This is a genomic window from Wenzhouxiangella sp. 15190 (assembly GCF_003417465.1).
Taxonomy (GTDB): domain Bacteria; phylum Pseudomonadota; class Gammaproteobacteria; order Xanthomonadales; family Wenzhouxiangellaceae; genus Wenzhouxiangella.
Map to the genome: position 1 here is coordinate 178,987 of NZ_QVMV01000052.1, position 22,800 is coordinate 201,786.

Here is a 22,800-nt window from a genome sequence, read left to right on the forward strand (position 1 = left end):
GGGCTGGTCTCGCAGCGGGTGAAAACCGAACATTATAGCAAGCGACGGCTCTGAAGGCCGCATCGGGCGGTTTTCAGCGCTTGACGCGAATCGTGCGCCCGCCGCCTTCGCGGTCGTCGATATGGATATGCCAGTCGGGGCCCGGCAGCCAGCCCTCGCCGCGCTCGGGCCATTCGACCAGCAGCAGGCTGCCTTCGGTCAGCAGGTCCTCGAGTCCCAGGTAGGCAATTTCCTCGCCGTGGCCCAGGCGGTAGAGATCGAGGTGGTGGATGTCCCGCCCGTCGATGACGTAGCTCTCGATCAGGCCGTAGCTGGGGCTCTTGACCCGTCCCTCGTATCCAAGCGCTCGCAGGAGGCCGCGTACCAGTGTGGTCTTGCCCACGCCCAGGTCGCCCGAGAGATAGACGATGCCCCCGTCGGCGAACTGGCCGGCCAGCGCCCCGCCCAGAGCCAGGGTTTCGGATTCGCTGAGGGCTGTGTATTCGCGCGGCTTACTCACGCCGGAAGGACCCGGGCCAGGGCATCGACGAGATCGCCAGCGAGAATCTGGCGCCGGCCATATGCGGCCCGGTCGCCCGCCAGGGCGTGTGCCAGCACGCCGCAGCAGGCTGCATCGTAGGGCTTGAGACCCTGGCCGAGCAGCGAGGCGACGATGCCGGTCAGAGCGTCGCCCATGCCGGCCGAGGCCATGGCCGGGTTTCCGAACGGGCAGACAGCCACGGTCGCGCCGGGGCCGGCCACCAGGCTGCCGTGACCCTTGAGGATCACCACCGCATCAAAGCGTTCGGCCAGGGCCGAGGCGGCGGCGAAGCGGTCGGACTGAATTTCGGCCACGCCGGTCTCGAGCAGGCGTGCGGCCTCGCCCGGGTGGGGTGTGAGAATCCAGTGCGCCCGCCGGGTCGGCGCGTCAGCCAACAGATTGAGCCCGTCGGCATCGACCACCAGCGGCGCGTCGTGCTCGATCGTGCGCTTCCACAGGGCGCGTGCCCAGTCGTCGCGGCCCAGGCCGGGGCCCAGTGCCAGTACGTCGGCGGTCCCGACCAGTGGTTCGAAATCCTCGAGGGTTTCCACGCCGTGGCTCATCAATTCCGGCTGGATGGACGGGGCCAGGGTGGCGTGGGATCCGCGCGTTGCCAGGGTGACCAGTCCGCTGCCGGTTCGCAACGCCGCCCGGCCGGCCAGCACCGGCGCGCCCGCCATGCCGTGATTGCCGCCGATGATCAGCGCCCGGCCCAGATCCCCCTTGTGGGTATCGGCCGGCCGGGCAGGAAGGCAATGCCGCAACAGGCCGGGATCCAGCAGCGTGGCATCGGTCTCGACTATGTCGTGGATGGCCTGCGGTGTGTCCAGGGCGTCGAAGAGCACGGTGCCGCACCAGCGCCCGGCCTGGCCGGTGTAGAGGCCGCGCTTGCGGCCGATGAAGGTGACCGTGGCCCAGGCGCGCACGCAGCGGCCCTGCGGCATTCCCGTGTCGGCATTCAGGCCCGAAGGCACATCGACGGCCAGCACGGGCCGGCCGGTGTCGTTGATGTGGTCGATCAGGCGCGCATAGTCGTCGCGCACGGGCCGGTCCAGGCCGGTGCCCAGCAGGGCGTCGACGATCACGTCGCCGCGCAGCCGCTCGTCGGATTGTTCGATCGAACCCCCGACGGCCAGCCAGTCCTTCGCCGCCCGTGCGGCCGTTCCGGACAGTTCATCGGGTGATTTCATGGCGATCAGTTGCACCGCCAGTCCGGCCTCCCGGGCCAGGCGCGCCATGACGTAGCCGTCGCCGCCGTTGTTGCCGCCGCCGCAGCAGATGGTGACCGCCCGCGCCTCCGGCCAGCGCGCGCGCATGATTTCGAAGGCACGCCGGCCGGCGCGACGCATCAGGTCATAGCCGTCGATGCCGTGTCCTTCGATGGCCTGCCGGTCGAGTTCGCGCACGGATTCGGCACGGTAGAGCGGCACGATGGGATAATGTCGATCATGAGTCATGATTGCGATTATAGGCAAGGTGAGCTCGATTCCGGTGAACTGGTCGAGAAGATTCGCCAGTGGGGGCTGGAGCTCGGGTTCGCCGAGGTCGGTATTGCCGACACCGACCTCTCCGTCTACGAGCAGCGCCTGGATGCCTGGCTGGCCGAAGGCCGGCACGGTGAAATGGACTGGATGGCGGCCCACGGGCGCAAGCGCAGCCGGCCCGCGCTGCTGCATCCCGACACCCGCTCGGTGATCGTCGCGCGCATGGACTATTTGCCGGAGTCGGCCCGGCCGGTGGAGGAACTGCTCGACCAGCCCGACCGCGCGGTTGTGTCGCGTTATGCCCTGGGCCGCGATTACCACAAGCTCATCCGCAAGCGGCTCAAGAAACTGGCCCAGCGCATCGAGCGCGAGATCGGGCCTTTCGGCCATCGTGTGTTCACCGACTCGGCGCCCGTACTGGAAAAGCCGCTGGCCGAAAAGGCCGGCCTGGGCTGGATCGGCAAGCACACCCTGTTGCTCAGCCGCCATGCCGGGTCGTGGTTCTTCCTGGGCGAGATCTATACCGATCTGGAGCTGCCGGCCGACGAGCCGGTGACCCCGCACTGCGGCACTTGCCGGCGCTGCATCGACGTCTGCCCGACGCAGGCGATCACCGGGCCGTACCAGCTCGATGCGCGCCGCTGCATCTCCTACCTGACCATCGAATTGAAGGGCTCGATCCCCGAGGAACTGCGGCCGCTGATGGGCAATCGCGTGTTCGGCTGCGACGACTGCCAGATGGTCTGTCCCTGGAACCGCTATGCGCAGCACACCGGCGAGGCCGACTTCGCGCCGCGCAAGGACCTGGACGCCGGCGATCTGGTCGAACTGTTCGGTTGGGACGAGGCCACTTTTCTCGATCGGACCGAGGGCAACCCGATCCGGCGAACGGGCTACGAGTGCTGGCTCAGAAATCTTGCCGTGGCCCTGGGCAACGCCCCGACCTCAAGTGAGGTGGTCGAGGCGCTCAGAGCGCGCCGGGATCATTCCTCCGAACTGGTGCGCGAACATGTCGCATGGGCGCTCGATCGGCACGCAACCGAGTAATTCAGGACTGGCTCCGCGCCTGCAGATCTTCGAGATAGGCCTTAATGCGCGCGGCATTGGCGCCCACGTCGCTCTGTCCCACGCGCGACTTGGAACGCACGTCGATTGCGCTGCCGTTGTTATCGCCCCGGATCCGGATTACGACGTCGTCCTTGAAGCCGAACCAGAATGTGGTCGCTGTCGCCTCGATGCGACCTTCCGCCTCGCTCGCTTCAACGATTTCCCAACCCTGGGCACGGGCCGCCTCCAGGGCATGTTCGAAGGCGATGGCCGGCCAGGCGTCGAGCTGCAGGGTTCGGATGTCGGGATAGTGATCCCGCTGTTTCTCCGCCGTTTCCTCGCCGGGGTATTCGACGGGATTGGGGGCGTCTGCCCGCAAAGGCGCGATGGCCACGAATTCGGGTGGATCGGCGGTGTCGGTGGTGATGTCATGAATCGGCGGCACCGATCGCGCCTTCTGGACCTGCAGGTACGGCACAGCCGCCGTCGTGAGGCCGATCACTACGGCGGCGACGAGCACAGTGGCGCCGCCGCGGCGTGTGGCCGGTATCAGCAGCAAAAGGATGCCGAGGATGCCGGCGGCGACACCCCCGTACAACGCCCACTCCATCATCGTGAACCCGAAGCGGAAGTCCCACCAATCCATACGCGTGCCCGGGCCGGCCAGCAGCAGAAGCCCGACCGCAATGATGGCGATCACAAGGATGATGATGCGCAGTGCTTTCATACCGTATCTCCCCGAGGCATGGCGCCGGTTGTCTCCGACCGATTGAATTGAACGGTATCATAACGCCCGAATCCCTGACGCCCCGTCAATTGGACTGGCACATGCCCGCAGCGCGGCGAAACAACCCGACCGAGGAACAAGCGTGGACTGGCTGCAGACCCTGCTGATCGCCCTGATCCAGGGCCTGACCGAATTCCTGCCCGTCTCCAGCCAGGCCCACCTGGTGCTGTATTCCTGGGTGACCGGCGGCGTCTACCAGGGCCTGGATTTCGACATCATCCTGCACGCGGGCTCGTTGTTCGCCGTGGTGTGGTATTTCCGCACCGAACTGCAATCGATGGCGCGTTCCTGGTTGGGCTCGCTCGCAGGTGGACGGGCCGATGCCGACTCGCGACTGGCCTGGTGGCTGATTATCGGCACACTGCCGGTGGTCGTTTTCGGCTTCCTGCTCAAGGACCTGGCCGCCGAAGAGCTTCGCGGTGTGGGTGTCATGGCCGCCGCGCTGATTGTCTTCGGCCTGCTACTGGGCTGGGCCGACTGGCGCGGGCGGTGCGATCGCGACGAGTATCAGCTAGGGCTCCGGGCCGTACTGGTGATCGGTTTCGCCCAGGTATTGGCGCTGATTCCCGGCACCTCACGTTCGGGCATCACCATCACGGCCGCGCTGTTCATGGGCCTGACCCGCGAGGCCGCCTCGCGGTTTTCCTTCCTGCTGTCGATCCCGGTCATCGCGGGCGCCACGGTGCTGGGTCTGCACGATCTTTCAACGGCCGAACTGACCACGCCGTGGGGGCTGTTGCTGCTGGGTTTCGTGGTCTCGGCGATCAGCACCTACGCCTGCATCCACTACTTCCTGGCCTTCATCAAGCGCATCGGCATGCAGCCGTTCGTGATCTACCGGATCGTGCTGGGCGGTCTTCTTCTGGGCTACGTTCTTTTGTAAGAGAGCCTCTGCCTCAGCCGTCTATCTTCTTGAGCCTGTAGAGCCAGTCCAGAGCCTCGCGTGGGCTTAGGTCGTCGGGGTCGACGTCCTCGAGCATGTCACGCAGCGGATCGGGCTCGGAAGTGGATTTCTCCTCAGCCCTGGACTGACCGAACAGGCCGAGCTGGGGTGTGCTGGCTGTGACGGCCTCGTTTTCCAGGCGGTCGAGGTGTTTTCGGGCCTGGGCAATGACGGGTTTGGGTACGCCGGCAAGGCGCGCGACCTGGATGCCGTAGCTCTGGCTGGCCGGGCCTTCCCTGACTGAATGCAGAAAGACGATCTCGTCGCCGTGCTCGCGGGCGTCGAGGTGGACGTTGGCGATGCCCTCGTGGTCCTCGGCCAGGCGGGTGAGCTCGAAGTAGTGGGTGGCGAACAGGGTCAGCGCGCGCAGGTTCAGTGCCAGTTCGGTCGCCACCGCCCAGGCGAGGGCGAGGCCGTCGAAGGTCGAGGTGCCGCGGCCGATCTCGTCCATCAGCACCAGCGAGTGCTCGGTGGCGTTGTGCAGGATATTGGCGGTTTCGACCATCTCGACCATGAAGGTGGAGCGGCCGCGGGTGAGGTCGTCGCCGGCGCCGATGCGCGAGAAGATGCGATCGATCGGGCCGATACGCGCCGATTTCGCCGGCACGAAAGAACCGGCGTGGGCCAGGATGGTGATCAGCGCGGCCTGGCGCATGTAGGTGGACTTGCCGCCCATGTTGGGGCCGGTGATCACCAGCATGCGTCGGTCGGGATCGAGGCGGCAGTCATTGGGCACGAAGGCCTCGTCCTGGACGCGCTCGACCACGGGGTGGCGACCCTCGGTGATTTCCAGGCCCGGGGTTTCGTCGAGCACGGGGGCATTCAGGCGCAGGGTCTCGGCGCGTTCTGCGAAGGTCACGAGCACGTCCAGCGCGGCCAGCCCGGCGGCGATGATCGCCAGTCGCCCGTGTTCGTTGCTGAGGCGCTCGATCAGTTCCTCGTAAAGCGCCTTTTCGCGAGTCAGCGCCCGCTCGCGCGCCGACAGCACCTTGTCCTCGAAGGCTTTCAGTTCCTCGGTGATGTAGCGTTCGGCGTTCTTGAGCGTCTGGCGGCGGCTGTACTCGGTCGGCACCTTTTCCATGTGGGTCTTGCCGATCTCGATGTAGTAGCCGTGCACGCGGTTGTAGCCGACCTTGAGCGTCTGGATGCCCGTGCGCTCGCGTTCCTGTTCTTCGTAGCGGACCAGGAAGTCGCCGGCGTTCTGGCTTAAGCTGCGCAGTTCATCGAGTTCGGCATCAAAGCCTTCGGCGATCACGCCGCCGTCGCGGATGACCATCGGCGGCTGTTCGACGATAGCGGTCTCGAGCAGCTCGAACAGGTCGGGGCAGGGCGCGAGGTCGTCGCGCAGCTCGTCGAGCAGCGGTACCGAAACCTGCTCCAGGGCATCGCCCAGCGCCGGCAAGCGGCCCAGGCCCTCGCGCAGGGTCGCCAGGTCGCGCGGCCGGGCGGTTTTCAGCGCAATGCGGGTCAAGACGCGCTCGATATCGCCCAGGCCGGAAAGCTGCTCATTGAGGCCGGGGTGTGCATGGGTCTCGAGCAGGGCGGCCACGGCCTCGTGGCGCGCCCCGAGGGCGGCGCGGTCGCGCAGCGGATGGGTCAGCCAGCGTTTGAGCTTACGGCTGCCCATGGGCGTGCCGGCGGTGTCCATCAGGCCGACCAGGGTGTGCTCGCTGCGGCCGTCGGGATGGACGTCGATTTCCAGGTGGCGGCGCGTGGCCGCGTCGAGTACCAGGTGCTCGGCCGGGCGCACGGCGCGCATGCCAGACAGGTGCGGCAGGTCGCCGGAGAGCATGTCGCGCGCGTAGCCGAGCAGGGCCCCGGCGGCGCCAACGTGCGGGCCGCGGCCCTCGATGCCGAAACCGGAGAGGTCCTGCACGCGGAACTGCCGGCACAGTTCGCGCTCGGCGGATTCGGTGTCGAAGGCCCAGGGTGGATGTTCACGCACGGCCGCGCCTTCGCGGTTGAAGGGCACGGCGGCGTCTTCCGGCAGCAGCACTTCGGCCGGGCGCAGGCGTTCCAGTTCTGCGGTCAATTCGGCCGCCGAGGCCAGCGCGCAGCAGCGCAGCCGGCCGCCGGCCAGGTCCAGCCAGGCCAGGCCGAAGCCGTCCTTTGCTGGCAGGATCGCCGCCAGCAGGCGCTCGGCGCGCTCCTCCAGCAGGGATTCCTCGGTGACCGTGCCCGGCGTGACGATCCTGACGACCTTGCGCTCGACCGGCCCCTTGGCGGTATCGGGGTCGCCGATCTGTTCGCAGATGGCCACCGATTCGCCCTTCTTGAGCAGGCGCGCAAGATAGCCGTCGACGCTGTGATAGGGCACGCCGGCCATCGGAATCGGTTCCCCCGCGGATTTGCCGCGGTGGGTTAGCGTGATATCGAGCAGCCCGGCGGCGCGCCTGGCGTCGTCGTAGAACAGTTCGTAGAAGTCGCCCATGCGGAAGAACAGCAGGATGTCCGGATAATCCGCCTTGATCCGGAGGTATTGCTGCATCAGGGGCGTGTGCTGGGTGCTCGTGTCGGCCATTAGCTTGGAAGCTCTTGAAAAAATTCGTCCACAGATGAACACAGATGAAAAAACAGAACATCAAAGGTGATGAAGCGGACTGTCTTTTCCCAACAAAGTGTTCTGAGGGGATCCTTTTTTAATATCTCTGTTTATCTGTGGACATAAAGAATTTCAGAACGAGGCATTATAGGAGCCATGGCGATGCGACACGACGATGAAGCGCTCTCGATGCTGGCCACCGCCCTGGCGGCCGAGATGAAGATGCTGGGGCGCAGGCTGGTCACGGCCGAGTCCTGCACCGGTGGCTGGATCGCCAAGGTGTGCACTGACCTGCCGGGCAGTTCGGAATGGTTCGAGCGCGGGCTGGTGACCTATTCCAACGAGGCCAAGACCGAGCTGCTGGGCGTCAGGCCCGGCGATATCCACCGTTTCGGCGCCGTGAGCGAGGAAGTGGCGGCGGCCATGGCGCGCGGCGCGGTCGAGAACAGCCGCGCCGACGTGGCGGTTTCGGTTTCCGGAATCGCGGGTCCGGACGGTGGCACGCCCGACAAGCCGGTGGGTACGGTCTGTTTCGGCTGGGCGCTGCCGGACGATATCGTCGAGACCGAGGTGCATCGTCTCGGCGGAGACCGGGAGGAAGTCCGCCGTGCAAGCGTGGGCGTGGCCATTCAAGGGTTGCTCGAGCGGCTCGCTTCCTGAGACTTGGCGTGGGGCCTAAAAAAGGAAACGGGCGCTCTCGGCGCCCGTTTCCTTGTGCTTTCCGAAGCCTGGTTGTGTCATCCGGACTGCTTGGATGAGTAAGCGCTGAAGCAGCGAAGGAGTGTTTCTCACTCCGCGCTTTCCGGAGGCGGTCCCAGGTGGAATGTGTGAACGGCGGGCTTGGGCTCAACGCCGAGATTGGCGGCCACGACATCCCAGTTGGCAACGTAGATCTGTTGCCGTCCCGCAGCCCGCTTGGCGAATGCGAGATTCGTCGGGAACTGCAGACCGTCTTCGGGGCCCAGAACGGGTTCGGGAGCCGCATCCGGTTGGATACGCATGATCCGGCCAAGACCCTCGCCGCGCAGACCGACGATGGCCCCATAGAGCCGGCCGCGGTGGTCAATATCGAGTCCGTCCACGGCGAACAGGTCCGGATGTTGCGCGAAAATCTCCGGTGCACCGGCTGACCCGTCCGGCTGAATCTCGATGCGAACGACACTTGCCCCTTCGGTCACCGCGACAAAGACCTCGCGGTCATCGATCGCGATGCCGTTGGCGCCCAGATTGACCTCCGGATTGAGCGCTCCGCTGGCCTGGAGCATCGGATCGTGGATCCACAGTTCGACCGGTCGGCCATTCGGTCGTGACGGTCCGATGCGCCAGACTGCGCCCATGATGGTGTCGGTGGCATAGAGATTGCCCCGGCGGTCGAAATCGAGATCATTCGGCATCAGGATTTCCTCGCTGCCGGGGATGCGGAATCCCTCTCCATCGGAATCGATGTGCCAGACACCGTGAGTGGCGGGATCGAAACTGGCAACAGCCGCATACACGTGACCGTAGTGATCGGTCGTCAGGCCCAGGATTCCGAAGGAACCGAGTGGTGCCGGATCGAGCTCGAAGAACGGGCTCGCACCGCCCTGGCCATCCAGTCGCCGGATCTCCCCGCGATCACCGGTGATGCTGACGTAGAGATTGCCGAAGCGGTCCGGGGCGACATCCTCGGGGAATTCGCCGGCCGAGGGATCGAAGGAACGAATGATCTCCGCTCCCGCGTTTGAGACGGGTATCGTGGCCAAAAGGCAGATGGCTGTGATGCTCAGTAGCAATGATCTCATTGCAAGTACCTCTCGTTTGAACAGGTGGCTCGATCATTGACCTGGCTCGCGATGTTTGTCATGAACGCCATCTGAGCGGATCCTGAACGCTCCATGAGCGAGGCATTGGCGGCTCGTTATAATGATTCGGCACCCACCACTCAGGGGTTTTGGCAGGCTTGTCCAGAACTTTACGCATCGGTGGCAGACAGGTGGACGTGGCGGCCAACCGGATCGAGACTCCCGATGGCTGGATCCAGGTCAAGCCGCGTTCGATGGCCGTACTGCAATACCTCGTCGGCCATGCCGGCGAAGTCTGTTCGCGCCAGGACATCATGGATCGCGTGTGGGCGCGGGTTGAAGTCAGCGAAGAGGTGCTCAATCACGCCGTTCATGAACTGCGCGGGGCCTTTGAGGATGATCCGCGTCATCCCGAGATAATCGAGACCATTCCGCGCGGTGGCTATCGTCTGATCGCGTCAGTCGAGGAATTTCCGCAATCGGGCTGGCGGCGCAAGATGCGATGGTTGCTTCCGGCCATGGTGGTGGTCGTCCTCGCCAGTTCAGGAATCTGGTGGTTGGTCGATGGGGATCGTGCGGCAGACATGCCGGTACGCAAGCTCGCCGTGCTGCCGTTCGAGTCCATGGGCCCCGACACGTCGTTCGACTATTTCAGCGACGGACTGACCGAAGAACTGATCACCGAGCTCAATCGCATCAACCCCGCCCGCCTCGACGTGATCGCGCGCACATCCGTAATGGCTTTCAAAGGGCAGCGAAGGCCCCTGTCCGAGATTGCCGGGATGCTCGGAGTCGATTATGTGGTCGAGGGCAGCGTCCGCCGGGATGCCGACCGCATCCGCATTACGGCGCAGTTGATCGAAACCGAAGGCGAGACGCATCTGTGGGCGGAGAGTTTCGATCGGCGTCTGGAAAACATACTGGAACTTCAGCACGAGATTGCTCAGTCGATTGCGCGACAGGCGCGAGTGCCTCTGGATCCAGAGGTCCGACCGCGGCGCCACAGCGTGGACCCGGAAGCGTATCGAGATTTTCTGCGCGGGCGGGCACAGACCTACCAATTTCACCGGTCCGGATATGCAGCCGCTCTGGAGAGTTTCGAGGCGGCACTCGAACGACAGTCGGACTATGCCGTCGTGCATGGCTGGAAGGCGGCGGCCTTGAGTGGCCTGGCATTTTCCAGGCCGTCAGCCGAGGAGCGGACGGCGTATGCGAGGCGGGCGCTACAGTCAGCCCGCCGGGCCCTCGAACTCGACCCGGAACTGGGTATCGCCCATTTCGCACGTGGCTGGCTGGCATTTTCTCAGGAGTGGGCGTTTGCCCGGGCCGAGCGGCTGTTTCGCGAGGCGCTCGAAGTTGACCCCAATAGCTGGTGGATTCATTTCGGCTATGCCGAACTACTCAGCGCGTTGGGACGGCACGAAGAAGCAATTGCTCATATGGAGACTGCTTACGAACTCGATCCGGTCAATCCTTTCGTCAACGTCGAACTGGCTGCCGTCCATGCGCATGCAGGCCGGTACCGAGAGGGATTGGAAGTGATTGACCGGGCGCTGGAAGCGTTGCCGCACCATCAGGAACTGCACGACCGGCGTTCCAATTTTTTCGAAGCCCTGGGCCGGTTCGAGAAGGCCATCGAGGCGCGGGAGAAATATGCGGCCATCCAGGATCGGGAATATGATGCCGACGGCCATCGGCGCGCGCTCGCCGAGCAGGGCGAGCGCGGCTATTGGCGGTGGCTGCTGGACAGTCCCGACTGGTATTCAGACGTGGTGCTGCGCGCCAAGCTGTTGGCTTTGCTCGGTAGACACGATTCGGCCCTCGACTTGATCGCTGAAGCGGTCGAGCAACGCAAGCCTTCGGCGGTATACATCGGGGTGTACCGCCAGTTCGAGCCACTGAGCGGTAACGCTCGCTTTGATGCTTTGCTCGAACAGGCAGGTCTTTCGAATTGAGTACCTACACGCGCCGTCTTTTCTTCGCCTTGTGGCCCGACGACGACACGCGTCGCGGCATTCTTGCGCGACGCGAGCAACTGGGGCAGATCCGTGGCAAGCGGGTACCCGATCATAACCTCCACCTGACCCTGCTGTTCTTAGGCGACCAGCCCGGGGAGCGTCTAGGCGAATTCGAGGCGGCGGCGGGGGCAATCCGGGGCGAGCCGTGTGAGTTGCGCCTGGATCGCTTCGGCTGGTTTCCGCGCGCCGGGGTGCTCTGGCTGGGCGGAGAGGCGCCCGAGGCGCTCCAAGCGCTTCAGGCAGCTTTGTATGCCCGTATCGGTGAACTCGGGATCGATCTGGATCGGCGCCCGTTCCGGCCGCACGTGACCCTGTTTCGCAAGGTCGCCCACCGCCCGGATCTGCCCACCCCGACGCCGCTGCATTGGCCGGTTCGGGAATTCGCGCTGGTCGAGTCGATACCCGGCCAGCCCTATCGGCGGATCGGTCGGTGGTCGATCGGGCAGTAGTGCGGCGGGGTACACTAGAGAGGGTGCAGCGCGGGATTCCGAAGCTCGAGACGTCCGCCGGAAGCCATGATCGCTGCGACTTCCATGCGCGCGATATCCTCCGGCACCGTGAACTCGAGCGTGACCCGCCGCCAGTCGGAAATTTGCGCGTCGTGCGGTAAAGCGAGGCGTTCGCTTTCCGCCTGGCGAGATCCGAGCATGGCGCCCAGCGCGCCGGCACTCGCGGCCGCTGGCTTGTTCCACATCCGGACCGTCAGCGCCGTCGGCTCCAGGGGCGGTCCGAACGTCTCGTTCTCCAGCCGGGCGCGGATATCCATGGAGAAAGCCAGGCGTCGGCCGGCGAGTGAATCCAGCTGCTCCGGCGGTACGGGTTGGACTAACTGCGACCACGGTTCCGGGCCGGTGCGCTCGATGGTGGCGATACCGTCACGAATCTCGAGGCGATATGAATCGGTGGTGGCGTGGTGGGCAAAGCGCCAGGGTCGCGCCAGTCGTCCGGAATCGTCGGAAAATTCGGGCGCCCGGATCAGGCCGGCGTCCGGGGAGCGGTCGCCGCAGGCGACGAGAAGCCCCGTGAGCAACAGTGAGAGTGTGATCGTGGCCAAGCCGGACCTCGGCGCGAGGGATCTGCAGCGGCTGAACATTCTTCAAAGCTTCCGTGGCGGGTCGGGAGAGCGAATAGTAACCGTTTCTCGGTGTTTTCCGCCCGGTATTGGCGCCATTCTCGGGTTTTGAGAAAGCGCCTCCTATACTGGGGACGAATGAAACGTAGGAAGCTGCCGTGACGGCCTGTAGGAATTGCCCGCGAGCCGGCCGATCCGCCTTGGATCGCGACGGCGCTGTGAGATAATCGGGTCCGATCGCGGCACCCATCGAACGAATCGAGAAGAGAGGACATATATCGTGGACGACAATCGCAAGCGAGCACTGGCCGCGGCACTGGGCCAGATCGAAAAACAGTACGGCAAGGGCGCGATCATGCGCATGGGCGACGACGCCGGGCGCAAGGATGTTCCGGTGGTCTCGACCGGGTCGCTGGCGCTGGACGTTGCACTGGGCGTCGGTGGTCTTCCGCGCGGTCGCGTCATCGAGATTTACGGGCCGGAATCCTCCGGCAAGACGACGTTGACCCTGCACGCCGTCGCCGAGGCGCAGAAGGCCGGCGGCATGGCTGCATTCGTCGATGCCGAGCACGCGCTGGATCCGAGTTATGCCGAGGCGCTGGGCGTCAACGTCGACGACCTGCTGGTCTCGCAGCCCGATACCGGCGAGCAGGCTCTGGAGATCACCGACATGCTGGTGCGCTCCGGCGCGGTGGACATCGTGGTGGTCGACTCGGTTGCCGCACTCACGCCCAAGGCCGAGATCGAGGGCGAGATGGGCGACTCCCATGTCGGGTTGCAGGCGCGGCTGATGAGCCAGGCGCTGCGCAAGCTGTCGGGCAACATCAAGCGCACCAACTGCCTGGTGATCTTCATCAACCAGATCCGCATGAAGATCGGCGTCATGTTCGGCTCGCCGGAGACGACCACCGGTGGCAACGCGCTCAAGTTCTACTCCTCGGTGCGCCTGGATATCCGTCGCATCGGCGCGATCAAGCGCGGCGACGAGGCGGTGGGTAACGAGACCCGCGTGAAAGTGGTCAAGAACAAGATGGCGCCGCCGTTCCGACAGGCCGTCTTCGAGATTCTCTACGGCGAGGGCATCTCGCGCGAGGGCGAACTGATCGAGCTCGGCGTCGAGCACGGCCTGGTCAAGAAATCCGGTGCCTGGTACAGCTACGGCGACGACCGCATCGGCCAGGGAAAGGACAATGTCCGCCAGTTCCTCAAGGACAACCCGGACATGGCCGCCGATATCGAGCGCCGGGTGCGCGAGAAGTTGCTGCCCAAATCGACCGGTGAGGCGACGGAGGATGCCGAAGCCGCCGAGGCCGAAGACAAGGCCCAGTCGCAAGCCGGTTGATCCAGGTCCCGGGCAACGGTTTGACCGAAGAGGACGCTGCCAACCCGGCGGGGATCCGCGAGGCCGCGATTCGCCTGCTGGCGCGTCGGGAGCACTCGCGATTCGAGCTGGCCCGCAAGCTCATCCGGCGCGGCTGGTCGGGGCCGGCCGTCGAAGAAGTCATCGACGAGCTCGCCGGGGAGAATCTCCAGTCGGACGAGCGTTTTGCCGAAAGCTACGTGCGTCAGCGTGTCGCCAAGGCCTACGGGCCGGTTCGAATCCGGGCCGAGCTGTCCGAGCGTGGTATCGATCGCCACCAGGCCGCCCAGGCGCTTGAGGCCGAATCGCCCGACTGGTTCGCCATCGCCGCGAACTGGTATGAGCGACGCTACGGCCCGGAACCGCCGGCGGACCTCAAGGAAAAATCCCGCCGCCAGCAGGCGCTGGCGCGGCGCGGATTTGCCCACGAGCACATCCGCGAACTATTCGAGTGAAAGCGACTGGAACCACCGGTGCGCTCTTGCGTACACGGGACTTAAACTATATGTCTGAATTCACGGACGCCCGATTCCCGGACTGTTTGAACCAATGAAAACCACCGCCGAAATCCGCCAGACCTTTCTCGACTTCTTTGCCGAGCGCGATCACCGTATCGTGCCCTCCAGTTCGCTGGTGCCGGCCAATGATCCGACCCTGTTGTTCACCAATGCCGGCATGGTGCAGTTCAAGGACGTGTTTCTCGGCTCGGAGAAGCGCTCGTATTCGCGGGCGACGACCTCGCAGCGCTGCGTGCGTGCCGGCGGCAAGCACAACGACCTGGAAAATGTCGGCTACACCGCCCGGCACCACACCTTTTTCGAGATGCTGGGCAATTTCAGCTTCGGCGACTATTTCAAGCGCGAAGCGATCGAGTTCGCGTGGGAATTCCTGACGAACACCTGCGGATTCCCGCCCGAGAAGCTGTGGGTGACGGTCTACGAGGAAGACGACGAAGCGGCGGATATCTGGCTCAAGGAAATCGGCGTCGACCCCGAGCGATTCTCGCGCATCGGCGCCGAGGACAATTTCTGGGCGATGGGCGACACGGGCCCCTGTGGGCCGTGCTCGGAGATCTTCTATGATCACGGGCCCGAGGTGCCGGGCGGCCCGCCGGGGACACCCGAGGAAGACGGCGACCGCTACATCGAGGTCTGGAACCTCGTATTCATGCAATACGATCGCGCCTCGGACGGTACGCTCAGCCCGCTGCCGGCGCCCTCGGTGGACACTGGCATGGGCCTGGAGCGTCTCGCCGCGATCCTGCAGGGCGTGCATTCCAATTACGACATCGATCTGTTCCGGCACCTGATCGACGCGGCGGCGGAGCTGACCGGCGCCAGGGACCGGGACTCGGCCTCGCTGAAGGTCATCGCCGATCATATCCGTGCCTGCGCTTTCCTGATCGTCGACGGCGTGCTGCCCTCCAACGAGGGCCGCGGCTACGTGCTGCGCCGCATCATCCGCCGCGCCATCCGTCACGGCTACAAGCTCGGCTGCGAGGAGCTGTTCTTCAGCCGCATGGTCGCACCCCTGTCCGACGTAATGGGTGATGCCTATCCGGAGCTGGTGGACAAGCAGGAATTCGCCACCGAGGTGCTCGAGCGCGAAGAGAAGCGCTTCGGTGAGACGCTCGATCAGGGCATGAAGCTGCTCGAGGACGCCATTGCCGAACTCGACGGCAGCGAGATTCCCGGTGAGGTGGCCTTCAAGCTCTACGACACCTTCGGGTTTCCCGTCGATCTCACCCGCGACATCGCCCGCGAGCGCGAGCTGACCGTCGACGAGGAAGGCTTCGAGCAGGCCATGCAGCAGCAGCGCGAACGCGCCCGCGCGGCCGGCAAGTTTGCCGGCGGTGACGGAATGCCGACAGAACTGATTGCCGAGCTGCCGGCAACCCGCTTTCTCGGCCATGAACAGCATTCGGTGGACGACGCCGAAGTGCTGGCTATCCTGGTCGACGGAAAACCGGTCGACGCCATCGATTCGGGTGACGAGGCGGTACTGGTGCTCGATCGCACGCCTTTCTACGCAGAGTCCGGCGGCCAGGTGGGTGATACGGGTCGGCTCGACGCCAAAGGTGCTCACTTCGAAGTGACCGATACCCGCAAGTTCGCCGGTGCCTTCCATGGCCATGTCGGCCGCCTGGCCGAGGGCTCGCTGAAGGTCGGCCAGCGGTTATCCGGACAGATCGATTCGCAGCGCCGTGCCGATATCGTGCGCCACCACTCGGCCACGCACCTGCTGCACTCGGCGCTGCGTACGGTGCTTGGTGAACACGTCCAGCAGAAGGGTTCGCTGGTCGCGCCCGATCGCTTGCGTTTCGACTTCTCGCACCATGCGCCGGTGACCGAGGAAGAACTGGCCGAGATCGAGCGCCTGGTCAATGAGCAGGTCCAGGCCAATGCCAAGGCCGAAACCCGGCACATGCCATTCGACGAGGCAATCGAGGCCGGCGCGCTGGCCTTCTTCGACGAAAAATACGGCGATGAGGTGCGCGTGTTGCGTTTCGGCGATTTTTCGATGGAGCTGTGCGGCGGTACACACGTCGACCGCATGGGCGATATCGGCCTGTTCAAGATCATTTCCGAGACCGGTATCTCGGCCGGTGTCCGCCGCATCGAGGCGGTGGCCGGACGCGTGGCGGTGGACTGGCTTCAGAAACTGGATCATTCGGTGCGCGAGGCGTCCGGTCAGCTCAAGACCAGCCCGGAACAGCTTTCCGAGCGCGTGGGGCAGTTGCTGGGTCGCTCGCGCGAACTGGAGAAGGAGCTCGAGCGCCTCAAGGGCAAGCTGGCTTCGGCGGTCGGCTCCGACCTGGCTTCGCAGGCCGTCGAAATCGACGGCGTACAACTCATCGCAACCAAACTGGAAGGCGCCGACCCCAACAGCCTGCGCGACACGGTCGACCAGCTCAAGAACAAGATCGGCTCGGGCGTGATCGTGCTGGGGACCCCCGCCGGTAATGGTGTGCGCCTGGTCGCCGGCGTGACCAAGGACCTGACCGACCGCATCAAGGCCGGCGAACTGGTCAATCACGTCGCCGGCCAGGTCGGCGGCAAGGGTGGCGGACGCCCCGACTTTGCACAGGCCGGGGGGAGTGATGTGTCCGCGCTACCGTCCGCGCTCGAGTCCGTTGCCGACTGGTTGCGTGACAGGCTCTAATCCGGCCTGAAATCCGAAATTCGAAATCTAAAATCCGAAACAAGCACGAAATTCGAAGCACGAAACGGGGGTGATGGGCCCTGTTTCGGATTTGGTGCTTCGGGTTTCGAATTTTTCCCAGTGCGCCTGATGTAGCCCCTGCGATATCGGGGCCCGTCATGTATAATTCGCCCGCTACAAAGGAGAGGTGGCAGAGTGGTTGAATGCGCCGGTCTCGAAAACCGGTAACGGGTTTTCCCCGTTCGAGGGTTCGAATCCCTCCCTCTCCGCCAGATTGACAGTACAGCGTAGTGGCGAGTGAGAAGGAGCTAATGGCACTTCGGGATTCGAACCCGATCAGAGGGGTCGAACCGAGCCGAAGGCGAGCTCGCTGACGCGAAGCGTCAGCCCGAAGGGCAAGCCCGCGGAAGCGGGCGCAGCAATCCCTCCCTCTCCGCCAGTCTTTGACAGCAGCGAACGACACCCGCAAGATGCCGCTATCGGGTCCGAATCACAGGGAGGCGGGCCGATCAGGCCTCGATGACATGCCGGACCAGTCACCATGAATCGGATCAAATGTGCCGTCATCGGCGTGGGTTACCTGGGCCGGTTCCACGCCCAGAAATACGCCGCGCTGGACAATGCCGAACTGGTCGCCGTGGTCGATATCGACGATCAGGCGGCACAGCGCTCCGCACGGGATTGCGGTTGTCGGGCGCTGACCGATTACCGAGAAGTTATCGGTGAGGTGGATGCCGTTTCCATTGCGGTGCCCACGGTGCGTCACTATGACATCGCCCGTGATTTCCTGGAAGCCGGCGTGCATGTGCTGCTGGAAAAGCCCATTGCGAGTACGCTCGACGAGGCGAAGGCGCTGACGCGCCTGGCCCGCGAACGTGGCGTGATTTTCCAGATCGGTCATCTGGAGCGTTTCAATGCCGCCTTCCTCGACCTGGGCGGCTTCGAGCTCAACCCGCTATTCATCGAGTCGCACCGCGTCGCCCCCTTCAAGCCGCGCGGCACGGACGTCAACGTCGTGCTCGATTTGATGATCCACGATATCGATCTGATCCTGGGCATGGTCAAGAGTCCGGTTCGGTCGCTGGCGGCCAACGGCACGCCGGTGCTTTCCGACGAACTGGATATCGTCAATGCCCGGCTGGAATTCGAGAACGGCTGCGTGGCCAATGTCACTTCCAGCCGAGTGAGCGTGAAATCCGAGCGGCGCATGCGCATTTTCCAGCCCGAGGCCTATATTTCCATCGACTTCCAGAGTTGCGGCCTGGCCGTGCATCGCATCGGCGACCGCGAGATGTTCCCCGGCGTGCCGGAGATCCTGCGCGAGGAATCGTCGTTCGAGGAGAACGACGCGCTCAGGCGGGAAATCGAGTCGTTCGTTTCGGCGGTTCGCGATGGCACGCCGGTCGTCGTGACCGGCGAGGACGGTCTGCGCGCCCTGGAGACGGCCATGCATATCTCCGCCATGGTGGATTCGCGGCCGAAAACCGGGGCAGTGCGTTCGGCATGAAGCCGATTCCCATGGTGGATCTCGGCGCCCAGCACGAGCGCCTTAAGCCGCAACTGGAGGCCGCGATTGCCGAGGTCATGGCCGGCACCCGCTATATTCTGGGTCCCAACGTTCAGGCCCTGGAGGAGGAACTGGGCGAATACCTGGGCGTGCGCCACGCCTTGAGCTGCGCCTCCGGCACTGACGCGCTGCATCTGGCGCTCCGCGCCGCCGGCATCGGTCCTGGCGACGAGGTCATCACGTCGCCATTCACCTTTATCGCCACGGCCGAGGCGATCTGCTACTGCGGCGCCGACCCGGTTTTCGTCGACATCGATTCGCGGACCTTCAATATCGATCCCGCGGGTGTCGCCGCTGCCGTCACCGAGCATACGAAGGCGATCCTGCCCGTTCATCTATTCGGCCAGCCCGCGGACATGCCTGCCCTGCAGTCGATTGCCGACGAGCACGACCTGGCGATCATCGAAGACTGTGCCCAGAGCTTCGGAGCGACGATCGACGGTCGGCAGACGGGGGCATTCGGGTTGGCCGGGGCCTTCAGCTTTTTTCCCAGCAAGAATCTCGGTGCCTGCGGCGACGCGGGTCTGGTCGCCACCAGCGACGATGCACTGGCCGAAGAGCTGCGCATGCTGCGCAATCACGGGCGCCGGGTGGACGGCTATGAGCACAAGGTGGTCGGTTACAACAGCCGCCTGGACGAAATCCAGGCCGCCATCCTGCGCGTCAAGCTCCCCCTTGTCGATGAATTCAATCGGCAAAGAAGGCGTGTGGCGAAAAGTTACCGTGAGTGTCTGTCCGAGACGGTGCTGACGCTGCCCTTGGAGAATGATCGCGGCCGACACGTCTATCACCAGTTCACGACGCTGGTGCCGGAAGGCCGGCGTGAGGCAATTCAGGCGGCACTCAAGCAGGCCGGCATCGCCAGTGCCGTCTATTATCCGACACCGTTACACCGTCAGCCGGCATTTTCTCGCTACACCCGGGGAGGATCCCTGGCCAACAGCGAAGCGGTGGCCGAACGCTGCCTGTCATTGCCGATCTTCCCGGAAATGACCGAAGCCCAGATCGAGCGGGTGGCGGAAAGTGTGAAGTGTGAAGTGTGAAGTGTGAAGTGTGAAGTGTGAAGTGTGAAGTGTGAAGTGAAGGGTTGCGATTTTCTTTACACTTCACACTGAACACTTCACACTCGATGCCGCTATGACCCCCAACGATTTCGTCCAGCAACTCGGCAAGACCCGCGCCTCCGCCATCCTCCGCACCGACGATGCCGAAGCCGCCGTTCAGGCGATGGAAGCAGCCATTCGCGGCGGCTTCACGATCTGTGAGTTCACGCTCACGATTCCCGACGTCTACGAGCTGATCGCCGATTTCTCGAAGCGCCATCCCGACGTGGTGTTCGGGGCAGGCACCGTGCTAACGATCGAGGAAGCGGAAAAGGCGGTGGACGCCGGGGCGAAGTTCCTGGTCTCGCCGGTGACCGACGAGGTGGTGATCGAGGCTGCCTCGCGCCTGGGCGTGGCCGCGATGCCGGGCACGCACACACCCACCGAGATGCTGCGCGCGCATCGGGCGGGCGCCGGGCTCCAAAAACTGTTTCCCGCACCGGGAATCGGCCCGGAATTCGTCAAGGCCTGCCTGGGTCCGATGCCGTTTCTCAACATCGTGCCCACCCACGGCGTGACCGAGGCCAATGCGGCCGACTGGCTGGCGGCCGGGGGCCACGCGATCGGATTCGTGGCGCCGCTGTTCGACCCGCAGCTCGTGGCCGCGGGTGATTTCGACGGTATCGAAGCCCGGGCCAGGCGTCTGCTCGCGGCCCTTGGCTAGTCCGAAGCGACCGCTTCCGCCCGCGGCGTTTCGTGCAGGCGCTCGAGGGCTTTAACGATGGGATCGACCGGCCGCGCCAGGCCCTCGCTGCGTTCGGCGACCCGGCCTTCCGGGTCGAGCAGGGTGAGCAAGTTACTGTGGTCGAAAGTACCGTCGCCGTTGTCGCGATAGCGAACGCCCAGCATGGCGGCCAGGGTACGGATGTCGGCCGGTGCACCGTGCAGGAAGTGCCAGCGCTCGGCATCGACATCGTAGTCGGCGCCATAGTCGGCCATGCGTTCGGGGGTGTCGCGGGCCGGGTCGAAGCTGACGACGACCACCTGCAGGTTTTTCCGGATGGCATCGGGCAAGGCCCGGTCGATCCGGCGTGCATCGTTGACCAGAACCGGGCAGGCGGTGGTGCAGGATCCGTAGATCATGGTGATGAGCGTCGGTTTGCCGGCCAGCTGATCCAGCCGGATTGAGCGACCGTCCTGTGTCTGCCAGTCGGCATCCAGGTGAAAGAGGGAGTGCTCGTGCGTGATCGCTTCGGCGGTCATCGGCGTGTGGTTGGCATGGGCGTCGTGGCCGGCATGCGGGTTTTCCGCGAAGGCCGAAACGGCCAGGAGAGCGCCCGTGGCCAGGGCGATGAATGCGGTTTTCATGGTGTTACTCCGGATCGTAGGCACACCGGAATCCCAGTGTGCTGGTCGTGGTGACGGGCTGGTAGTTGCTGCGCGACTGGAATCGCAGGAAAGTGGCGTAGTGGGCTTCGTCGAATTCCGGCAGGAAGCGGGCGGTATCCCCGCATGAGCCGGTCAGCAGGTCGATGTCATCGCCGCGTCCCAGAATCAGCTGGAAGTCCTCAACCCATTCGAGCACCAGTCCATGTAGGTCGTGGATGCCCAGCCCGTCGGCCGGGCCGGATGCGACGGGCCGCAGGTCGCCGGCACCGGGATTGGCATACCAGCTGAACAGTTGGCTTGCATAATCTTGCGGGGCGATCTCCAGGGCCTGGCGCTGACGTTCGGAAGCGTATTCCCACTCGGTCATCGATGGCAGGCGGCCGCCGATTTCGCGACAGTAGGCCCGCGCGGCGTACCAGGACACCCGGGTGACGGGCCGGTCCGGGGCGGCGTTGCCTTCACCCAGGCCCTCGGCCGAGGGCCAGTGCGACAGGTAGCCGGCGTCGCGGAAGATACCGGGCGCCTGGTCCCGACGCCACTCGGGGTTGGCCCGCACGAAGTCGAGAAACGCCGCGTTGGTAACCTGGTGGACATCGAGCAGGAAATCCTCGACCCGTCCGGATTGACCGGTGTCCTCGCGGACGATGGGCAGTTCCCAGTCGCCGCCGTCGATGTACACCATGCCGGCCTCTTCGGCGAAGACTGCAATGGGCAGGCTCAGCATCAGTGTGATCAGCAGTGTGCGCATGACGGCGGCTCCTCGGTACTTTGGGTACGCGTTTGGACTACTGCTTGCGCGGTCCGGCGACCAGGGTGCCGGCGGCGCCGCGTTCGGCATCGGCGAACTCATGGTCGACCAGCTTGTAGCTGCCTTCCTCGGGCACGATGAAGTCCATGACCGCGCCGTTGCTGGCGCCGAGCAGGACAGTCTGCATACCGTGCCATTCGTTCTCGACGTTGCCCTCGTACCAGACGCGGTCGAAGATGGCACCGATGACGTGGAAGCTGGATGTTCCACTCGGCCCGGCGTTGAGCACATACAGACGAACCCGTTCGCCGGCATTGGCGCGCAGCGGCGCGTCGTGCAGGGCGTTGACATGGCCGTTGAAGGTCACCTGGCTGGGATCGCGCGCCATCGCGGCTTCGTGGTCGTAGCGATAGCCCTCGGTGTATTCGTCCTCGGTCAGGTAGAACTCCGACTGCACGAGCACGTATTCATGGTCGACCTGGTCGTCGGTCGGGAAGCCTTCTTTCGGCGAGACCACGACGGCCCCGTACTGGCCCTGGGCGGTGTGCATCAGCACGCTGGGGGTGCCGCAGTGGTACATGTACACGCCGGGGTAGTTGGCGACCCACTCGAACTCGATGGTCGCGCCGGGGGGAATTGTCTGCCACTTGTCGTTGGCCGCCACGGTACCGCTGTGGAAGTCCATCGAGTGCGGCATGGGGCTGACCGCCGGCTGGTTCTTCTGGATCGGGTTGGCTTGCACCTGGCCGAAGAAGGGGCTTCCGCCGTTGACCGGCTCGGTGATGACCACCGGCTCGTCGGAGCGGTTCTTCATGGTGAACACGACCCGGTCGCCTTCGCGCACGTGCAGGGTCGGTCCGGGCACGCTGCCGCCGAAGGTCCAGGCATTGTAGGACTTGCCCGGCGCGACCTCGATCTGCTGGGAGATCACATCCATGCGGACGTCGTGGGTGCGGTTGCCCTCATAATCGAGTTCGGCCAGGTGGGGTACGGCCGTGAGGTAGTCGCCCACGACGGGCGGGCCGCTGTAGTCTTCGGTGTAGACGCGAGCTTCGGGCAGGCCGAAGATCTTGCCGTCGACCATGAATTCCCCGTCGTGGACGAGGCGGTCGTCGGCGCTCAGGCCGCCGGAAATCAGTCCGAAGGCGAGGGCGGTGGCGATGGTCGGGGACTTGAACAGTTTCATTTTTTACAGCTCCTTTGCGAGCAATTGGCAGTCTTGGAAATACCAAATATGTATTTCGCGTGCATCTTAAAGCCTGCAGCCCGGGGTAATTTGACGGGAGTCAAACAGGAACGATTTTCGAAGAGAATTTTGCCGGTTCTGTGCTGGTAAT

The 22,800-nt window shown here is 64.6% G+C and carries 20 protein-coding genes and 1 tRNA gene; 12 read left to right on the forward strand and 9 right to left on the reverse strand.

The window, feature by feature from the left end; all coding sequences use genetic code 11:
• Positions 1 to 73: 73 nt before the first annotated feature.
• Both tsaE and DZK26_RS13400 read right to left on the reverse strand, forming a co-directional pair.
• Positions 74 to 499 carry a tRNA (adenosine(37)-N6)-threonylcarbamoyltransferase complex ATPase subunit type 1 TsaE gene (gene tsaE, locus DZK26_RS13395; protein WP_181918494.1) on the reverse strand — a complete coding sequence of 142 codons (426 nt, stop codon included), beginning with the start codon at positions 497 to 499 and terminating at the stop codon, positions 74 to 76.
• Entirely contained in the window at positions 496 to 1,977 is a 1,482-nt protein-coding gene (locus DZK26_RS13400; RefSeq protein WP_116899191.1) for an NAD(P)H-hydrate dehydratase, read from the reverse strand. Before DZK26_RS13400 ends, tsaE begins: the two co-directional genes overlap by 4 nt.
• On the opposite strand from DZK26_RS13400, the gene queG reads away from it, so the two are divergent.
• Complete coding sequence (gene queG, locus DZK26_RS13405; protein ID WP_220337254.1) at positions 1,969 to 3,051, forward strand: tRNA epoxyqueuosine(34) reductase QueG; 1,083 nt, start codon at positions 1,969 to 1,971, stop codon at positions 3,049 to 3,051. The genes DZK26_RS13400 and queG overlap by 9 nt on opposite strands.
• Before the next feature lies 1 nt (position 3,052).
• Here queG and DZK26_RS13410 read toward each other — a convergent pair whose 3' ends face one another.
• On the reverse strand, positions 3,053 to 3,778 hold the full coding sequence (locus DZK26_RS13410; protein ID WP_116899189.1) for a DUF1499 domain-containing protein: 726 nt from the start codon (positions 3,776 to 3,778) through the stop codon (positions 3,053 to 3,055).
• A 142-nt stretch (positions 3,779 to 3,920) separates the two neighbouring features.
• Between DZK26_RS13410 and DZK26_RS13415 the strand changes: the two genes are divergently transcribed.
• Positions 3,921 to 4,721 carry an undecaprenyl-diphosphate phosphatase gene (locus DZK26_RS13415; RefSeq protein WP_116899188.1) on the forward strand — a complete coding sequence of 267 codons (801 nt, stop codon included), beginning with the start codon at positions 3,921 to 3,923 and terminating at the stop codon, positions 4,719 to 4,721.
• Positions 4,722 to 4,734: 13 nt separating this feature from the next.
• Here the strand turns inward: DZK26_RS13415 and mutS are convergent, their stop codons facing one another.
• Positions 4,735 to 7,302 (reverse strand): DNA mismatch repair protein MutS, encoded by a 2,568-nt coding sequence (mutS, locus tag DZK26_RS13420; protein WP_116899187.1) that lies wholly within the window; start codon positions 7,300 to 7,302, stop codon positions 4,735 to 4,737.
• Positions 7,303 to 7,485: 183 nt separating this feature from the next.
• Between mutS and DZK26_RS13425 the strand changes: the two genes are divergently transcribed.
• Complete coding sequence (locus tag DZK26_RS13425) at positions 7,486 to 7,983, forward strand: CinA family protein (RefSeq protein WP_116899359.1); 498 nt, start codon at positions 7,486 to 7,488, stop codon at positions 7,981 to 7,983.
• Between the two features lie 128 nt (positions 7,984 to 8,111).
• Here DZK26_RS13425 and DZK26_RS13430 read toward each other — a convergent pair whose 3' ends face one another.
• Positions 8,112 to 9,104: an SMP-30/gluconolactonase/LRE family protein gene (locus tag DZK26_RS13430; protein WP_116899186.1), complete on the reverse strand. Its 993-nt coding sequence runs from the start codon at positions 9,102 to 9,104 to the stop codon at positions 8,112 to 8,114.
• A 158-nt stretch (positions 9,105 to 9,262) separates the two neighbouring features.
• Here DZK26_RS13430 and DZK26_RS13435 point away from each other — a divergent pair, with 158 nt between their 5' ends.
• Entirely contained in the window at positions 9,263 to 11,059 is a 1,797-nt protein-coding gene (locus DZK26_RS13435; RefSeq protein ID WP_147306717.1) for a winged helix-turn-helix domain-containing protein, read from the forward strand.
• Positions 11,056 to 11,571 carry an RNA 2',3'-cyclic phosphodiesterase gene (gene thpR, locus DZK26_RS13440; RefSeq protein WP_116899184.1) on the forward strand — a complete coding sequence of 172 codons (516 nt, stop codon included), beginning with the start codon at positions 11,056 to 11,058 and terminating at the stop codon, positions 11,569 to 11,571. Before DZK26_RS13435 ends, thpR begins: the two co-directional genes overlap by 4 nt.
• A gap of 14 nt (positions 11,572 to 11,585) precedes the next feature.
• Here the strand turns inward: thpR and DZK26_RS13445 are convergent, their stop codons facing one another.
• Positions 11,586 to 12,176, reverse strand: a complete 591-nt coding sequence (locus DZK26_RS13445) for a hypothetical protein (protein WP_116899183.1) — start codon at positions 12,174 to 12,176, stop codon at positions 11,586 to 11,588.
• Positions 12,177 to 12,474: 298 nt separating this feature from the next.
• Between DZK26_RS13445 and recA the strand changes: the two genes are divergently transcribed.
• The 7 genes from recA to DZK26_RS13480 all read left to right on the forward strand — a co-directional run bounded on the left by recA (position 12,475) and on the right by DZK26_RS13480 (position 20,050).
• Entirely contained in the window at positions 12,475 to 13,536 is a 1,062-nt protein-coding gene (recA, locus tag DZK26_RS13450; RefSeq protein WP_116899182.1) for a recombinase RecA, read from the forward strand.
• A gap of 20 nt (positions 13,537 to 13,556) precedes the next feature.
• Positions 13,557 to 14,009 carry a regulatory protein RecX gene (locus tag DZK26_RS13455; RefSeq protein ID WP_116899181.1) on the forward strand — a complete coding sequence of 151 codons (453 nt, stop codon included), beginning with the start codon at positions 13,557 to 13,559 and terminating at the stop codon, positions 14,007 to 14,009.
• A 94-nt stretch (positions 14,010 to 14,103) separates the two neighbouring features.
• A complete protein-coding gene (gene alaS, locus DZK26_RS13460; RefSeq protein WP_116899180.1) occupies positions 14,104 to 16,716 on the forward strand; it encodes an alanine--tRNA ligase in 2,613 nt (870 codons plus the stop codon).
• 181 nt (positions 16,717 to 16,897) lie between these two features.
• Positions 16,898 to 16,988: transfer RNA gene (locus DZK26_RS13465), tRNA-Ser, on the forward strand.
• A gap of 269 nt (positions 16,989 to 17,257) precedes the next feature.
• The gene (locus DZK26_RS13470; RefSeq protein WP_116899179.1) at positions 17,258 to 18,223 is read left to right on the forward strand and encodes a Gfo/Idh/MocA family protein; all 966 of its coding nucleotides are present in this window, start codon (positions 17,258 to 17,260) and stop codon (positions 18,221 to 18,223) included.
• Positions 18,220 to 19,326 (forward strand): DegT/DnrJ/EryC1/StrS aminotransferase family protein, encoded by a 1,107-nt coding sequence (locus tag DZK26_RS13475; RefSeq protein WP_116899178.1) that lies wholly within the window; start codon positions 18,220 to 18,222, stop codon positions 19,324 to 19,326. Before DZK26_RS13470 ends, DZK26_RS13475 begins: the two co-directional genes overlap by 4 nt.
• 94 nt (positions 19,327 to 19,420) lie before the next feature.
• A complete protein-coding gene (locus DZK26_RS13480; RefSeq protein ID WP_116899177.1) occupies positions 19,421 to 20,050 on the forward strand; it encodes a bifunctional 4-hydroxy-2-oxoglutarate aldolase/2-dehydro-3-deoxy-phosphogluconate aldolase in 630 nt (209 codons plus the stop codon).
• Here DZK26_RS13480 and DZK26_RS13485 read toward each other — a convergent pair.
• The 3 genes from DZK26_RS13485 to DZK26_RS13495 are packed head-to-tail and all read right to left on the reverse strand — an operon-like array spanning position 20,047 to position 22,649.
• On the reverse strand, positions 20,047 to 20,694 hold the full coding sequence (locus tag DZK26_RS13485; RefSeq protein ID WP_116899176.1) for an SCO family protein: 648 nt from the start codon (positions 20,692 to 20,694) through the stop codon (positions 20,047 to 20,049). The genes DZK26_RS13480 and DZK26_RS13485 overlap by 4 nt on opposite strands.
• Before the next feature lie 4 nt (positions 20,695 to 20,698).
• Positions 20,699 to 21,463, reverse strand: a complete 765-nt coding sequence (locus DZK26_RS13490) for a formylglycine-generating enzyme family protein (RefSeq protein WP_181918493.1) — start codon at positions 21,461 to 21,463, stop codon at positions 20,699 to 20,701.
• A 37-nt stretch (positions 21,464 to 21,500) separates the two neighbouring features.
• Positions 21,501 to 22,649, reverse strand: coding sequence for a multicopper oxidase domain-containing protein (locus DZK26_RS13495; protein WP_116899174.1), 1,149 nt, complete (start codon positions 22,647 to 22,649; stop codon positions 21,501 to 21,503).
• Between the last annotated feature and the right edge of the window lie 151 nt (positions 22,650 to 22,800).

Excerpts from the sequence above, each read along its gene's own strand:
- queG (WP_220337254.1), top strand. The coding sequence starts at position 1,969 with ATGAGTCATGATTGCGATTATAGGCAAGGTGAGCTCGATTCCGGTGAA.
- DZK26_RS13400 (WP_116899191.1), bottom strand. The coding sequence starts at position 1,977 with ATGACTCATGATCGACATTATCCCATCGTGCCGCTCTACCGTGCCGAA.
- DZK26_RS13410 (WP_116899189.1), bottom strand. The coding sequence starts at position 3,778 with ATGAAAGCACTGCGCATCATCATCCTTGTGATCGCCATCATTGCGGTC.
- mutS (WP_116899187.1), bottom strand. The coding sequence starts at position 7,302 with ATGGCCGACACGAGCACCCAGCACACGCCCCTGATGCAGCAATACCTC.
- DZK26_RS13425 (WP_116899359.1), top strand. The coding sequence starts at position 7,486 with ATGCGACACGACGATGAAGCGCTCTCGATGCTGGCCACCGCCCTGGCG.
- DZK26_RS13430 (WP_116899186.1), bottom strand. The coding sequence starts at position 9,104 with ATGAGATCATTGCTACTGAGCATCACAGCCATCTGCCTTTTGGCCACG.
- alaS (WP_116899180.1), top strand. The coding sequence starts at position 14,104 with ATGAAAACCACCGCCGAAATCCGCCAGACCTTTCTCGACTTCTTTGCC.
- DZK26_RS13470 (WP_116899179.1), top strand. The coding sequence starts at position 17,258 with ATGAATCGGATCAAATGTGCCGTCATCGGCGTGGGTTACCTGGGCCGG.
- DZK26_RS13475 (WP_116899178.1), top strand. The coding sequence starts at position 18,220 with ATGAAGCCGATTCCCATGGTGGATCTCGGCGCCCAGCACGAGCGCCTT.
- DZK26_RS13480 (WP_116899177.1), top strand. The coding sequence starts at position 19,421 with ATGACCCCCAACGATTTCGTCCAGCAACTCGGCAAGACCCGCGCCTCC.
- DZK26_RS13485 (WP_116899176.1), bottom strand. The coding sequence starts at position 20,694 with ATGAAAACCGCATTCATCGCCCTGGCCACGGGCGCTCTCCTGGCCGTT.
- DZK26_RS13490 (WP_181918493.1), bottom strand. The coding sequence starts at position 21,463 with ATGCGCACACTGCTGATCACACTGATGCTGAGCCTGCCCATTGCAGTC.
- DZK26_RS13495 (WP_116899174.1), bottom strand. The coding sequence starts at position 22,649 with ATGAAACTGTTCAAGTCCCCGACCATCGCCACCGCCCTCGCCTTCGGA.